12 protein-coding genes are annotated in these 14954 nt (G+C 59.5%); 5 read left to right on the forward strand and 7 right to left on the reverse strand.

What is annotated here, in order from left to right:
• Nucleotides 1-136 precede the first annotated feature (136 nt).
• From LDN84_RS07115 to LDN84_RS07130, 4 genes are read left to right on the forward strand one after another with little or no spacing between them, the layout of a single operon-like run.
• Nucleotides 137-988, forward strand: a complete 852-nt coding sequence (locus tag LDN84_RS07115) for a MurR/RpiR family transcriptional regulator (RefSeq protein WP_223910411.1) — start codon at nt 137-139, stop codon at nt 986-988.
• 14 nt (nt 989-1002) lie between these two features.
• Nucleotides 1003-2223, forward strand: coding sequence for a diaminopropionate ammonia-lyase (locus LDN84_RS07120; protein WP_223910414.1), 1221 nt, complete (start codon nt 1003-1005; stop codon nt 2221-2223).
• Nucleotides 2220-3455, forward strand: a complete 1236-nt coding sequence (locus LDN84_RS07125) for a Zn-dependent hydrolase (RefSeq protein ID WP_223910417.1) — start codon at nt 2220-2222, stop codon at nt 3453-3455. Before LDN84_RS07120 ends, LDN84_RS07125 begins: the two co-directional genes overlap by 4 nt.
• Before the next feature lie 19 nt (nt 3456-3474).
• The gene (locus LDN84_RS07130; RefSeq protein WP_223910420.1) at nt 3475-4440 is read left to right on the forward strand and encodes an N-carbamoyl-D-amino-acid hydrolase; all 966 of its coding nucleotides are present in this window, start codon (nt 3475-3477) and stop codon (nt 4438-4440) included.
• Between the two features lie 204 nt (nt 4441-4644).
• On the opposite strand, the gene LDN84_RS07140 is transcribed toward LDN84_RS07130, so the two are convergent.
• The 3 genes from LDN84_RS07140 to LDN84_RS07150 all read right to left on the reverse strand — a co-directional run bounded on the left by LDN84_RS07140 (nt 4645) and on the right by LDN84_RS07150 (nt 7056).
• Nucleotides 4645-4782 carry a hypothetical protein gene (locus LDN84_RS07140; RefSeq protein ID WP_223910423.1) on the reverse strand — a complete coding sequence of 46 codons (138 nt, stop codon included), beginning with the start codon at nt 4780-4782 and terminating at the stop codon, nt 4645-4647.
• Between the two features lie 358 nt (nt 4783-5140).
• Nucleotides 5141-6118 (reverse strand): GMP reductase, encoded by a 978-nt coding sequence (locus LDN84_RS07145; RefSeq protein ID WP_223910426.1) that lies wholly within the window; start codon nt 6116-6118, stop codon nt 5141-5143.
• 191 nt (nt 6119-6309) lie between these two features.
• The gene (locus LDN84_RS07150) at nt 6310-7056 is read right to left on the reverse strand and encodes a hypothetical protein (RefSeq protein WP_223910429.1); all 747 of its coding nucleotides are present in this window, start codon (nt 7054-7056) and stop codon (nt 6310-6312) included.
• Between the two features lie 21 nt (nt 7057-7077).
• On the opposite strand from LDN84_RS07150, the gene LDN84_RS07155 reads away from it, so the two are divergent.
• A complete protein-coding gene (locus tag LDN84_RS07155; RefSeq protein WP_223910432.1) occupies nt 7078-9498 on the forward strand; it encodes a UvrD-helicase domain-containing protein in 2421 nt (806 codons plus the stop codon).
• 18 nt (nt 9499-9516) lie between these two features.
• On the opposite strand, the gene LDN84_RS07160 is transcribed toward LDN84_RS07155, so the two are convergent.
• The 4 genes from LDN84_RS07160 to LDN84_RS07175 all read right to left on the reverse strand — a co-directional run bounded on the left by LDN84_RS07160 (nt 9517) and on the right by LDN84_RS07175 (nt 14880).
• Nucleotides 9517-10251, reverse strand: a complete 735-nt coding sequence (locus LDN84_RS07160) for a lysophospholipid acyltransferase family protein (RefSeq protein ID WP_223910436.1) — start codon at nt 10249-10251, stop codon at nt 9517-9519.
• A gap of 146 nt (nt 10252-10397) precedes the next feature.
• Nucleotides 10398-11513, reverse strand: coding sequence for an HD-GYP domain-containing protein (locus tag LDN84_RS07165; protein WP_223910438.1), 1116 nt, complete (start codon nt 11511-11513; stop codon nt 10398-10400).
• Nucleotides 11510-14080, reverse strand: coding sequence for a hybrid sensor histidine kinase/response regulator (locus LDN84_RS07170; RefSeq protein WP_223910440.1), 2571 nt, complete (start codon nt 14078-14080; stop codon nt 11510-11512). The genes LDN84_RS07165 and LDN84_RS07170 overlap by 4 nt, the downstream gene beginning before the upstream one ends.
• 8 nt (nt 14081-14088) lie before the next feature.
• Nucleotides 14089-14880 carry a substrate-binding periplasmic protein gene (locus LDN84_RS07175; protein ID WP_223910444.1) on the reverse strand — a complete coding sequence of 264 codons (792 nt, stop codon included), beginning with the start codon at nt 14878-14880 and terminating at the stop codon, nt 14089-14091.
• Nucleotides 14881-14954 lie beyond the last annotated feature (74 nt).

Raw genomic sequence — 14954 nt, forward strand, 5'->3', positions numbered from 1 at the left:
ACGGCACTTGCAAACAGATCGTGAACAATGTGAAATAACTGTTTCTTTGTATAAAAATTATGAAAAAAATGTTTCTCTCTGGTGCAAGCGCCCTGTTTTGGGGAAGCCAGCACCAAAACAAACCGATCACCTTGACATGACTCAGACTCTCACCTTGCACCAGCGCATTCAGGCACAGTACCAAGCCCTGTCCCTGGTCGACCGCAAGCTGGCTGACGTGGTGCTGGCCCATGAGAAAAACCTGCTGGCCTACAGCGCCACCGAGCTGGCGGCGCTGGCCGGTGTCTCCAAGGCCAGCACGGCGCGTTTTTTCAAGCGCCTGGGGTTTACCGACTTTCAGGCTTTTCGTCAGCACCAGCGTCAGGGCACGCCGCAGCCTTCGCCCCTGAGCCGGGTGGCACAGCAAGGCCTGCGCGCCAGTCCCTTGCAGCAACACATGGCGCAAGATGCCCAGCAATTGCAAGCGCTGGCCGAGAGCTTGAGTGATGCCAGCGTGCAGCAGGCCGCCAAGTTGCTGGTGAGCGCACGCCGCGTCTGGGTGGTGGGCTACCGCAACGGCTACATGGCTGCGTTTTACGCGCAAGCACTGCTGTCGCAGTTGCGCGCCGAGGTGCGTCTGCTCAACGAGGGTGCGGGCGAAGATGCTGAACGGCTGGCAGAGATACAAAGTGGCGACGTGCTGTTGGCCATGGACTTTCGCCGCCGCACACGCCGCCTGAGCCAGGTGGTGGGTATTGCCTGTGAAGCCGGTGCGGCGCTGGTGCTGGTCAGTGATGCCCGGGTGTCGGCCCTGTCGGCCCGCGCCCAGGCCCTGTTCATTTGCCCGCCGCAGGACGAGGCGATTTTTGACTCCTATGTGGGCGCCATCAGCCTGATCAACTACCTGGCCACCGCTACGCTGGCTCATTTGCCAAAAAAAGCCCGCGCCCGCATGGCTGCCATCGAACAAGTCCACGCCCAGCTGGACGACCTGGAACCCTCTCTTTAAACCCAAGAACTGCCATGACACCACACCCCTTTACCCTCCTGACCAACCCCCGTTTTCAAGCCAATGAGGCCTACGGCGCAGAGTGCAGCAACTTGCTCAGTGCCACGGAACTGGCGCAAGCCAAAACCGTCATCAGCACCTGGCCGGGTTATGCCGTGACCCGCCTGTGCTCGCTGCCGGCACTGGCCCACACGGCGGGTTTCGCCAGCATCCACTACAAAGATGAAGGTTCACGCTTTGGCCTTGGCAGTTTTAAAGGCCTGGGCGGGGCCTATGCGGTAGCCCGCCTGCTGTGCCGCGAACTCGGCCAGCGCTTGGGTCGAACGGTGAGCCATGCCGATCTGCAAAATGACCCAGCATTGCGCCAGGCCTGCGCCGACATCACCGTCACCTGCGCCACCGACGGCAACCATGGCCGCTCGGTGGCCTGGGGTGCGCAAATGCTGGGCTGCCGCTGCGTCATCTACATCCACGCCACGGTGAGCGAAGGGCGCAAGGACGCGATTGCCCGCTACGGCGCACAGGTGGTGCGCACCAGCGGCAATTACGACGAGTCGGTGCAACAGGCCGACCGCGATGCCAAGGCCAACGGCTGGTTTGTGATCTCTGACACCTCTTACCCCGGCTACATGGACGTGCCGCGTGACGTGATGCAGGGCTACCAGCTCATGGTGCATGAGGCCGTACGCGCCCTGCCGCAGTGGCCCACCCATGTGTTTGTGCAAGCCGGTGTGGGCGGTTTTGCGGCGGCGGTGTGCGCCTATTTTTGGGAGCGCAGCGCCGAGCAGCGCCCGGTGTTTGTGGTGGTAGAGCCCGAACGCGCCGACTGTCTGCTGCAAAGCGCCCGCGCCGGTGAAGTGACGGCCGTCAAGGGTGATCTGGGCACCTTGATGGCTGGCCTGGCCTGTGGCGAGGTCTCGCTGCTGGCCTGGCAGATTCTGGCCACCGGGGCCAACGCCTTTTGCAGCATCCCCGATGCCGCTGCGGTGGATGTGATGCGCCTGCTGGCTAGCCCGCAAGGTGGTGACCCGGTGATCGTCGCTGGTGAATCCGCCGTGGCTGGCTTGGCCGCTGCCCTGCTCACAGCGCAAGACAACGCCGCCCGCAACGCACTCGGCCTGCGGTCGGACAGCCGCGTGCTGCTGTTTGGCAGCGAGGGCGACACCGACCCCGCGCTGTACCAGCAACTGGTCGGCCGCAGTGCCGCCCAGGTGCGCGCGGGCGCAGCCGCATGAGCACGCCACAAATCAACGCAGAGCGCCTGCTGACCAGTCTGCACGCCCTGGGCCAGATCGGTGCACTGCACGGTGGTGGTGTCAACCGCCTGGCCTTGAGTGATGCAGACGGCCAAGGCCGCGACTGGACGGTGGCGCGCATGCGCGAACTGGGCATGCAAGTGACGGTGGATGCCATCGGCAACATCGTCGGCCTCTGCCCCGGTACGGAGGACTTGCCGCCGGTGATGATCGGCTCCCACATCGACACCGTGCGCACCGGCGGCCTGTACGACGGCAACTACGGCGTGCTGGCGGGCCTGGAAGTGATTGCCACACTGCGCCAGGCCGGTATCCAGCCGCGCCGCCCGCTGGCGGTGGCGGTGTTCACCAACGAAGAAGGCGCACGCTTTCAGCCCGACATGATGGGCAGCCTGGTTTACGTGGGTGGCCTGCCCTTGCAAGAGGCGCTAAGCACCTGCGATGCCGATGGCGTAACCGTACAAACCGAGCTGCAACGCATCGGCTACCAGGGCATGGCTCCGGTGGGCGCACCCGTGGTGGACAGCTATGTGGAGCTGCACATCGAGCAAGGCCCGGTGCTGGAGCAAATGGGTTTGCAGATTGGCGTGGTCGAAGGTGTGCAAGGCATCTCATGGACCGAATTCACCGTGCAAGGCCAGTCCAACCACGCCGGTACCACCCCGATGGCGCTGCGCCACGATGCCGCGCTGGTGGCCGCACAGGTGGCAGTGTTTGTGCGCGAGCTGAGTCAACGCCTGGGTGGCCGCCAACTGGCGACCGTGGGCGCACTGCGGCTTAGCCCGAACCTGGTCAACGTCATCGCGCAACAAGCTGTGTTCACCGTGGACCTGCGCAACACCAACAGCGCCGCACTGGCACAGGCCGAACGCGAGTTACACGCCTACGCCCAGCAAGCTGCGCAGGCTGAAGGCGTGCACATCAGCCACCGCACGCTGGCCCGCTTTGAGCCAGTGGATTTTGACCCAGAGGTGGTGAACCTGGTGGAGCAGCAAACCCAAGCCCTGGGCTGCAGCTACCAGCGCATGCCCAGCGGCGCCGGGCACGACGCGCAAATGCTGGCCCGCGTCTGCCCCAGCGCCATGATCTTTGTGCCCAGCGTGGGCGGCCTGAGCCACAACGTGCGCGAACACACCGCCCCCGCCGACCTGCAACGCGGCGCCCAAGTGCTGCTGCAAGTGGTGCTGGCGCTGGCTAACCGACCTGTCTAACTTCTACCTATCACTTTCTATGCCACGCTACCTCAACGTCGCCCTTGGCCAACTCGGCCCCATCCAACGCGCTGACACCCGCCCTCAGGTGGTGGCGCGCCTGTGTGAACTGATGCGCCAGGCCCACGCCGTGGGCGCGCAGCTCATCGTCTTCCCCGAGCTGGCGCTCACCACCTTCTTTCCACGCTGGTACATCGAAGACGAGGCTGAAATCAACAGCTTCTTCGAGCACAGCATGCCCAACGCTGCCACCCAGCCGCTGTTTGACCTTGGCAAACAACTGGGCGTGGGCTTCTACCTGGGCTATGCCGAGCTGGCGCAAGAGGCCACCGGTGCGGTGCGTTACAACACCTCCATCCTGGTCGACCGCAGCGGCCAGATCGTCGCCAAGTACCGCAAGGTGCACCTGCCCGGCCACAAGGAACACGAACCGTGGCGGCGCTTTCAGCACCTGGAAAAACGCTACTTCACCCCCGGCACAGGCTGGGAGGTGACCCAAGCCTTTGGAGGCATCCTGGGCATGGCCATCTGCAACGACCGCCGCTGGGCCGAAACCTACCGCGTGATGGGCCTGCAAGGTGTGGAAATGGTGCTGATCGGCTACAACACCCCAGTGCACAACGCCCCCGCGCCGCAGCATGACGACCTGTCCCTGTTCCACAACCAGCTCTCCATGCAAGCCGGTGCTTACCAGAACGGCACCTGGGTGGTGGGCGTGGCCAAGGCCGGCGTGGAGGAGGGCGTGGACAGCATCGGCGGCAGTTGCATCATCGCCCCGTCGGGTGAGGTGGTGGCGCGCTGCCTGACCAAGGGCGACGAGATGGCGATTGCACGTTGTGATCTGGACTTTTGCGCGGTTTACAAGCGCACCACGTTCAACTTTGATCTGCACCGACAGCCGCAGGCTTATGGGCTGATTACACAGCGCAAGGGGGAGACGCTGGGGGCGGATGGGATGCCGTTGTCGGCTTTGTCTGGGGGGTGAAGGCGCTATTGATTGGGTAGCTGCTTGCGCTTTATTTACGGTCGGCGCGCTCAAATCCAAGTGCAACACCGACGTAGTCTATTGGATTGACGCTGGAGCCACCTCAAGGCGCCCAAGCCACTGTCGATAAACCTCGATTGGTGAGGCCCAACCAAGTGTTTGGCGGGGCCTGTTATTCATCTCATCGACAAACGCGTCAGCACATCAGTGAGATAGGCCTGCGGCACGATGTGGTTCACAGCGGCTGGCACGCAGGTTGGCAAATGTGTAGGTGGTGTGGGGTTGGGCGGCTCCGAGCATGTCAATCGGCGCTGCGGCCAGCATCCCGGAATCGATGCGCATCATGCCAGTCCCTCGTGCAGCCACGCGCTGCTGGAGGTCAGCGCATGCGGGGGGCACTGCCCGCATAAATTCGACGCGGGTCTGGGTGCAGGTCCCATTGAGCATTTGCCGCCAGCGCCGCTTACAGCTCAACTGGGTTCGCCAATAGCTCAGCGCCTCGTTTCGTGATTAGGCATAGGCTGCCAGTTTCATGCCGCTGGCGCGCCAGGTGTCAATGTCTTGCAGCGCGCGAGCGATGTGTACCCGGTCTGCTTCATTCATGAGATTCCTCGTTGTTGAAAACAACGAGCGCGCCTATCCCGCCGCTATTACCCAAGGGTGGTGGGCACCGGAGGCTTACGTTAATGGTTCACTGGCTTTACATCAGTAAATGTTCACCCGCATTGTCTCCGCCCAAGGTGACGTAATTGACTTTACGGATGTCCATCAGTTTTTTGCCACCAGAGTAACTGATGGAACTCTGTACATCTTGCTCCATTTCAATCAGTGTGTTCGCCAGTTGGCCTTTGATGGGTTCCAGAATACGCTTGCCCTCCACGTGTTTGTATTCACCCTTGTTGAAGTCGCTGGCGGAGCCGTAATACTCCTTGAACAGCTTGCCATCCACTTCCACTGTTTTGCCTGGGCTTTCTTCGTGGCCGGCAAACAGCGAGCCAATCATGACCATGGTGGCTCCAAAGCGGATGCTCTTGGCGATGTCGCCATGGTCGCGGATGCCGCCATCGGCAATGATGGGTTTTGTGGCCACCCGCGCGCACCATTTCACCGCGCTCAGTTGCCAGCCGCCAGTGCCAAAACCGGTTTTGAGTTTGGTGATACAGACCTTGCCAGGGCCGATGCCGACCTTGGTGGCATCGGCTCCCCAGTTCTCCAAATCAATCACCGCTTCAGGCGTGGCCACATTGCCGGCGATGATGAAAGTGCCGGGAATTTTTTCGCGCAGGTAAGCAATCATGTTTTTCACGCTGTCTGCATGGCCGTGGGCAATGTCGATGGTGATGTATTCGGGCGTTAAGCCCAGCATCACCAATCGGTCCACCGTGTCGTAATCCGGTTTTTTGACCCCCAGTGATATGGACGCATACAAGCCACGTGCTTTCATATCCTGCACAAACTTGACATTGTCCAGGTCAAAGCGGTGCATGACATAGAAGTAGTTGTTTTGTGCCAGCCAGATGCAAATGGCTTCGCTCACCACGGTTTTCATGTTGGCGGGTACCACTGGAATGCGAAAGTGCCGTGGGCCCAGTTGCACACTGGCATCACATTCAGAACGGCTTTCCACCCGGCATTTGCGGGGGAGTAGCAAGATATTGTCGTAGTCAAAAATTTCCATGGTCAGGCTCCTTGCGTGACGGCCCCTGAGTGTCCACAAAAGGTGGTGTTATCAGGGGCGTGTCGGGTTGAAAGAGAGCGCTTGGAATGCTGTGCCGGTTGGTAATGCGCAGTGCAGTACAAACCACACAGGCAAAAAAAACCGGGCTGCAATTGCTTGGGCCCGGTGCTTGATTGTATACAGTTCAAAATTCAATGGGATGGTTTTTCTTCCGCAGGGCAGCTTGTGGCGGCTGTTGTCAGTATCTGACCTTGGACGTTTTGAATCCAGCCCACCAAGCGCAAACGCTCAGGCAAAGCCCCCGCAGGAATGTTCATGGGTCTGAGTTCATAAAACTCTAATTGCTCTGATTTTTCCAGTGTTTTACGCATATTCCATGAGGGTTGGAGCACATTTCTGACCAAATTTCTTGAGACTGGTGACTCCTCCAGTCCTTGGGGTAGTGATTCCACCATCACCAGCCAAGCTTGCAGCGGCGACGTGGTCAAAGCGCTGGCAGGCAGCTTCAGCGACATGATCACGCCCAGATAACCATTGACTGCCGGGCCTTGCACCACACGCAATTCAGCTCCAGGCCAACCCATAACCTTGCGTTCTTGACTGGTTTGTGTGCCGGGAACTGTTAATTTCTGATCCTCCAGCCGCACCAAGGCATCACGGGTTGCGGCGGCGGACAGCGGTGCCTCTTCACCTTGTGCGCCTGGCACGATCCAGTCCAAGGTGACGGTGTCTGTGGCCGTTTCCAGTGGGGTGGGATCACGCCAGCAGGATGCACAGTCTGCACTGATAAAGCGCTCCAGCAAAGCCTGGTGCGCCGCTTGACCATCGCTGCTGCAGGTGGATTGACTCAGCGCAGAGCTGCTGAACAATACGGCCATGGCTGAGCCTGCAAGGACTAAAAGCTGGGAAGGCTTGGCGATCAGGTGGGGCGACTTCATGGCACTTCCTACAATGAATGGATGTTTACTGCAATTACACAACAAAGCCCGGACGCAGGTCTGCTGCACAACCTTAACCCTGAACAGTTGGCGGCTGTCACGCTGCCAGCTGAGCACGCGCTGATCCTCGCCGGGGCTGGTTCGGGCAAGACCCGGGTGCTGACTACCCGCATCGCCTGGCTGTTGCAAACCGGCCAGGTTTCGCCCGGCGGCATCATGGCGGTGACCTTCACCAACAAGGCCGCCAAGGAGATGATGACCCGCCTGGCAGCCATGCTGCCGCTGAACGTGCGCGGCATGTGGATTGGCACCTTCCACGGCCTGTGCAACCGCCTGCTGCGTGCCCACTACAAGTTGGCCAACCTGCCGCAAACCTTCCAGATCCTCGACACGCAAGACCAGCTCTCCAGCATCAAGCGCCTGTACAAACAGTTTGGCATTGATGACGAGCGTTACCCAGCCAAACAAATGCAATGGTTCATTGGTGGCTGCAAGGAAGATGGCCTGCGCCCGGCCCAGGTGGTGGTCAAAGATCCCGAAACCCGCAAAAAAGTCGAGATTTACCAGCTCTATGAAGAGCAATGTCAGCGCGAAGGCGTGGTCGATTTTGGTGAGCTGATGCTGCGCAGCTACGAGCTGCTGCGCGACAACGACCCCATCCGCGAACATTACCAGCGCCGCTTTCGCCACATCCTGATCGATGAGTTTCAAGACACCAACAAGCTGCAATACGCCTGGATCAAGATGCTTGCAGGCACGGGCGCACACAGCAGCGTGGACGGCGCTTTCCAGCCCACCGGTTGTGTGCTGGCCGTGGGCGACGATGACCAGAGCATCTACGCCTTTCGCGGGGCACGCGTGGGCAACATGACCGACTTTGTGCGCGAATTTGGCGTGAAGCATCAGATCAAGCTGGAGGAAAACTACCGCAGCGGCAGCAACATCCTGGACAGTGCCAACGCCTTGATCAGCAACAACAGCAAGCGCCTGGGCAAAAACCTGCGCACCGCCCAAGGCCCCGGTGAACCGGTGCGGGTGTTTGAGGCCACCAGTGACTTTGCTGAAGCCAACTGGATGGTTGACGAGATGAAGCAACTGGTGCGCGAAGGCCATGAGCGCAAAGAGATTGCCGTGCTGTACCGCTCCAACGCCCAAAGCCGGGTGATTGAGACTGCGCTGTTCAACGCCGGCATGCCCTACAAGGTTTATGGTGGCCTGCGCTTTTTTGAGCGTGCCGAAATCAAGAACGCGCTGGCCTACCTGCGTCTGTTGGAAAACCCGCGCGACGACACCAGCTTCATGCGGGCGGTGAACTTTCCGCCGCGCGGCATTGGCGCACGCAGCCTGGAGCTGCTGCAAGATGCGGCCCGCGCCACCGGCTGCGCCTTGAGTGATGCCGTGAGCGGGTTGAGCGGCAAAGCCGGTGCCAACATTGGCGCATTTTTGGCGGGCATTGAGGTGCTTAACGAGCAAAGACAAGGTAAAAAGCTCAAAGAAATAGTTGAGTTGGTACTGAAACATAGTGGTTTACGCGCGCACTATGAAGCCGACCGAGAAGGGGCGGACAGAGTTGAGAATCTGGATGAACTGGTCAACGCCGCCGAGAGTTTTGTCAGCATTGAAGGCTTTGGCCGGGATGTCGTGGCGCTGCCGGTGGATGAGCTTGGCAATGTATTGACGCAATCACCTGCCTCACAAGGCCTGGACCTGAATCAGCCCGTACAGGATATTCCTGCACCTGATCTTGAGACCGGTGAAACCCTGTCGCCCCTGGCCGCCTTCCTGACCCACGCCGCACTCGAAGCCGGTGACAACCAGGCCCAAGCCGGGCAGGATGCCATTCAACTCATGACGGTGCACGCCAGCAAGGGGCTGGAATTTGACTGCGTGTTTATCACCGGCATGGAAGAGGGCTTGTTCCCACACGAAAACTCGATGACGGATCGCGACAGCCTGGAGGAAGAACGCCGCCTGATGTACGTGGCCATCACCCGTGCCCGCAAACGCCTCTACCTGAGCCATTCGCAAACCCGCATGTTGCACGGCCAGACCCGCTACAACCTGAAAAGCCGATTCTTTGAAGAGCTGCCCGAAGAGGCCTTGAAGTGGATCACGCCCAAACATCAGGGCTTTGGTGGTGGATTTGGTTCTGCTGGAGTCACTTCAAATTCAGGAGCTACTCACGCTTACCACACAAGCGCTAGAGGCCAATTTGGCACGGATTATTCAAAATACACCACCGCTGCGGCGCCCGTGCCGGTACAAAAAACGCCCCCCGGGGGTTTGCAGGTCAAACAAAAAGTGTTCCATGCCAAGTTTGGCGAAGGCACGGTGCTGAGCCTGGAAGGCAGTGGCGACGATGCCCGCGCCCAGATCAACTTTCCGCGCCACGGCGTGAAATGGCTGGCGCTGAGTGTGGCCAAATTGACCCCGGTGCCTTGATCGGGTTTTAACGGTCGCTTAGCGCAAAGCCTGCACCGCCTGGCGCACATCCGCAGCCAGCGTCCGGCGGTCACGCTCTGCGGGCAACTGGGGCTCCCCCAACGCAACGGTGGCACAAAGGGGCGGCGCTGTCAGCGTGCGCCAGACCGATCCCAGCAAAGTGTCGTCGTCGATGTAGCAGGGTGCCAGGCTGGGCTGGCCGCTGGCTGCATCCACAAACCCCAATGCCACGGCTTGTACCGGCGCGTTGGCCGAAATGGCGGCCTGGAACAGGTTGGTATGAAACGGCAGCAGTTGCTGCCCGTTGCTGGTGGTGCCTTCGGGGAAGATCGCCAGAATGTCGCCCGCCCGCAGGTGCTCGGCCATGTGGTGCACCACACGCATGGCATCGCGGCGTGATTCGCGGGCAATAAACAGCGTGCCCACTGCGTGGGCCAGCCTGCCAAGCAGCGGCCAGTGCTGGATTTCAGCCTTGGCGACAAAACGGCAATGGCCCGCGGCCAGTAGCAAGGGAATGTCGAGCCAGGAAATGTGGTTGGCCACCAGCAGCATTGGGCCGCGTTCGGCGGGTTGACCCGTAACTATTAGTTTGATAGCTAGCTGCGCAAGTAATTCCTGGGCCCAAGCCTGAATTCTTGCTGATTTCTGGGGTTCGGTCAGTTGCGGAAAACGCCAAATGATCACGGCCAGCCCGTGAATCAGGTGAAGCCCTAGCCGGACCAGTCGGTAACTTGCAATCAAATGTCGTGTCATGCGCAAAGCGGGCTTCCAAGGTGGCTCAGAGTAAAGCGGTGGCGAAGTGTAGCCAATGCCGGCCGCGTCATGGAGGGTGGTTTGAGAGTTTTTATGCTACAAAATATGTAGCTTTTTGCGCTTATTTTGCAAGCATTGCAGGCAATTTATGCTTTGAATTTTTGGGCAATCAAAGCAAATTCGCGTTGCAGTCTGAGAAACACTTCAACCAGCTCGGGGTCAAAGTGTTGACCTTTTTCAGCCGTGATGATGGCCACCGCCTCTTCCACGGGGATGGCCTCTTTGTATACGCGTTTGCTGGTCAACGCGTCAAACACGTCAGCCAGCGCCATGATTCTGGCGGCCAAGGGAATGAGCTCCCCTTGCAATTGGTCAGGGTAGCCGTAGCCGTCCCAGCGCTCATGGTGTGAGCGTGCAATCAGCCGGGCTACTTCCAGAAAAGCCAGGGGGGTGCCCTGGCTGCGGTAGGCGGAGCGATCTGCATCCTTGACGCGCTGCATGGCCAGCGCAATGGCATCACCACCAATCTTGCAGTGGGTTTGGATGACCTCGAACTCTGCGGCCGTCAGTGGCCCGGGTTTGCGCAGGATGTGGTCGGGAATCCCCACTTTGCCGATGTCATGCAAGGGGGCCGCCCGCACGATCATTTTCAGATGTTCGTCGGAGAGCTGACCCTGGTAATGGGCATGCTGCCGGATCGCCTTGGCCAGCAGTTGCACATAGGACTGGGTGCGAAAAATGTGGCCACCGGTATCGGGGTCACGCGTTTCGGCCAGCGTGGCCAGTGCGTGCAGGCTGGCGTTCTGGATGAGTTCGTTGTCATGCATGCGCCGCGCCACTTCGGATTCCAGAAACGCGTTCTGATCCTTCAGCCAGTCTTTGGCGAGTTTGTTTTCCAGCTGGATGCGAACCCGCGCCAGCACCACCACGGGTTTGATGGGTTTGGTGATGTAGTCGGCGGCACCCAGCTCCAGCCCGCGCTCTTCGTCCTCGGCACGGTCTTTGGCAGTGACAAAGATGACCGGAATGTCGCGCGTCAAAGGGTTTTCTTTCAGCCGCGCCAGCAGCTGGTAGCCGTCCATGACCGGCATCATCACGTCCAGCAGAATCAGGTCGGGGATGGGGGCTGTGGCTGCAGCGTGTAAGGCGCGTTGCCCGGAATTGGCAATTTTGACGCGGTAGTGAGACTCCAGCAGCTCCCCCAGAATGGCCAGATTCTCGGGTTGATCATCAACCACCAGCACGGTGTGTATCTTGTTCATTTGTTCAGTCTTAATAGCGCAAGCGCATCATCGTAGGCGTACTTGCCAATTTGCTGTCCGATGGCTTCTGCGGCGCTGGCCCCGATGGCATCAGCCAGGGCCTGTTGATGTTGTTCAAAGTAGCGGCGTGCCGAGATGTCGCCCGCATCCAGGAGTAATTCAAGTTCCCGTGCGATGAGGTGGCCCGTCAACGGCGCCGGCTTTTCCGCCGTGGTGGTTTCCGACATGGGAGGCTCAGGTAGCAGGGTGCGAATACCATCAATCAGCAGCGGCAGTGCCGCGGTGATCTGGTCCAGGAGTGCATGGGCTTGATCCAGGGCCATGGTTTTGAGCGCCTGCTGAAGCTCGGCGGCGAGGTGTTGAATGCCGGTGGCCCCAATATTGCCTGCGCTGCCCTTGAGGGCGTGCGCGGTGCGTTCAGCCTCCTGGAACGCCTGGCGCTGAAAATGCTCACGCAGGGTGGCCGCGTCTTGTGCATGACCATCGGCAAACAAACGCAGGACACGCTGGTAGGCAGCCAGCTTGCCGCTGACCACCTTGAGGCCGGCCTTGACATCCAGGCCAGGAAGCCGTGAGAGTTGTGCGGCCAGAATCCGCTCTGACTCGCGTAAGCGTTCGGGTGTGGGTGCCGTCGACACATCGTGCAAGGTCTCTCCCGCCTTGGGCAGCCAGTGCAGCAGCACCTTGACCAGCACATCCGGGTCAACCGGTTTGGCCACATGGTCATTCATGCCCGCTTGTTTGCAGGCCAGCCGATCCTCATCGAAGGCATTGGCAGTCATGGCCAGAATAGGGGTGTTGGTCCGGCCCGGCAGGGCGCGGATGGCGCGGGTGGCATCCAGACCGTCCATGTGGGGCATTTGCACGTCCATCAGAATCAAGTCGTAGTCGATCATGCTGGCCTTGTCCAGGGCCTCGCGGCCATCCACCGCCACATCCACGGCCAGCCCCATGCCATGCAGCAGTTCCAGTGCAACTTCGCGGTTGGTGGCGTTGTCTTCCGCCAGCAGGATATGCGCACCGGTGTGGCGGCGGCGCAGTTCAATCTCGGCATCCTGCGCGGCTTCGTCAGGTGTGGTTAATGGCATGATGCCCCGGCCGCGCCCGAGCAGGGCGGTGAACCAGAAGGTGCTGCCACGGCCTGGTTGACTCTCCACCCCCACCTCACCCCCCATCAGATCGGCCAGATGCCGGGTAATGGCCAGGCCCAGACCGGTTCCACCATATTTGCGGGTGGTCGACGCATCAGCCTGCTTGAACGTGCTGAACAAACTTGTCATTTGTTGTGGGCCAATGCCGATGCCGGTGTCTTGCACTTCAAAACGCACCAGGATGTCGTCGCCACGGTCTTCCTTCAGGATGGCCCGCAGGGTCACCCCCCCGTGTTCGGTGAACTTGATGGCATTGCTGGTGTAGTTGAACAGGGCCTGGCGCAGCCGCGTCGGGTCGCCGCGCAGCCACAGCGGCACACCATCCGGGTCCACCATCACCGTCAAGCCCTTGGCCCGTGCCTGGTCAGAAATCAGCGACTGCACGTGATCAAGTACCGAGCCCAGCGCAAAGTTGGTCTGTTCCAGTTCCAGCTTGCCGGCTTCGATCTTGGAGATGTCCAGAATGTCGTTGATGATCGACAGCAGGTGATTGGCGGCTGAATCAATTTTGATCAGCCGTTCAGCCTGTTCCGGGGTGGTATGGGCGCGGCGCAGCAGATGTGTCAGGCCGATGATGGCATTCATCGGGGTACGGATTTCGTGGCTCATGTTGGCCAGAAACTCGCTCTTGGCCCGGCTGGCGGCTTCAGCGGTTTCTTTGGCCTTGGCCAATTGATCGGTGCGTTGGGCTACCAGCTTTTCCAGCTCGTTGGCGCGCTGGCTCTCGGCACGGCTGAAAGCCAACAGCCGCTCACGCATGGTGTTGATGGCGGTGGTCAGTATCGTCAGTTCATCTTCATTGGTGGGTTGACGGCGTTGGAGCGTGAGCACCGAGCTGTCGTGGGGGTTGGTCTGGTTCATGGCATATTGGGCAATCCGCTCAATGTGTCGACCAATCAGCCGGTAAAAGATGACCAGCATGAAGATGGTCACCAGTGTGATCACGATGGCATTGGTGAGTAGGGAGGTGAGCAGGCGATCCAGTGTGCGCTGATAAGCGTTGTCATACGACGCGGACACCACCAGTTCACCAATCGTTTGCCATTGCCCCCGATGCAGCCGCTGCAGGTCAAACGTATGGGTGATGCCGGGCCCCTCCAGTGGCTTGCCTTGGCTCAGAAAGGGTTGGCCATCCACCCGGATTTCGGCCATCACAAAATCGGGCAAGTGGGTGATGCCGTTGAGCTGGGTCTTCAGGCGCTCCTGATCCATGACCCAGAGATTTTCAACAATACTCTCCACATACGCCAGCTGAACCTGTTGCATCCGTTCATCAATCTGCTGCCGATCCTGGGAGCGCGTGGTCAGCAACTCGGTGGCCGTCATCACCAAGGCTACAAACGACCCGAAAAGTATCACATAGGTTGCAAGAAGCAGGGCCAGCCTGCTTGGTCGCAGTTTGGATGCCCACCACATACAAGGCTTCAGTCGGCGTAAGGTTTCAGGGTTTTGTCAAAGATTTGCTGATAGCGGCCATCCTGTTTCATTTTGGCCAGTGCCTGGGCCACGCGGGGCACCAGTGCCGCGTGTTTTTTATGCAGGTACATGAACATCTTGGTGTGCACCAGCGGTGGTTCCAGCACCTGTACCTTGAATCCCATGTCGCGCACCTTCACTAGCCCTTGCCAGCGTTCGTACAACGCAATGTCAGCCCGCTTGGATTTCAACATGCCAAACAGCTGATTGGCATCTCGCACCAGGGTGATTTCCTTGCCCTTGGGTACATTTTGCTCAAAGACTTTCCAGCCAATGAGGTAGGTGACGGAATAAGGTTTCAGGCTATCCCAGCTGTCGGTGGTAAAGGGTTCGCCGGTGGTATAGGCCACAAAATCGTTGAAGATCACCTCTTCGGGTACCCGGATCAGGTTGGGGTATAGTTTTTCGAGTCCGGCCACACGCATGGCCTCGCCATCATCCAAACCTTCGTTGGCATTCAGCAAGCTACGCTCGGTGGCCGTTGGATAGAGGATGATTTCAGCCTCAATGCCAATGTCACGAAAAACGGCAGTGATCAACTGATCCAGAAAGCCCTGGCGATCCGGTGTGGTGTAGGGCTTTAACACCCCTGTAGACAACACCAATTTTTCATTCGCCAGCGCGGGTGAATTGAGCAGCACCAGAGTCAACAGTATGGCCCACATCAGTATGTTGGGGAAAAGCCTTAAGGCCGCAGAACGATGGGGGTGTTCTGTGCGGGCTGTGCTTGGCGTTTTCATGGAAATTCCAGTTCTTGGATGTCTACGCAGGGAGTTTATTCCTTGGGTGGGCGTACGTCTATCTGGTTTGTCAC

Source organism: Rhodoferax lithotrophicus, assembly GCF_019973615.1.
Classification (GTDB): Bacteria; Pseudomonadota; Gammaproteobacteria; order Burkholderiales; family Burkholderiaceae_C; genus Rhodoferax; species Rhodoferax lithotrophicus.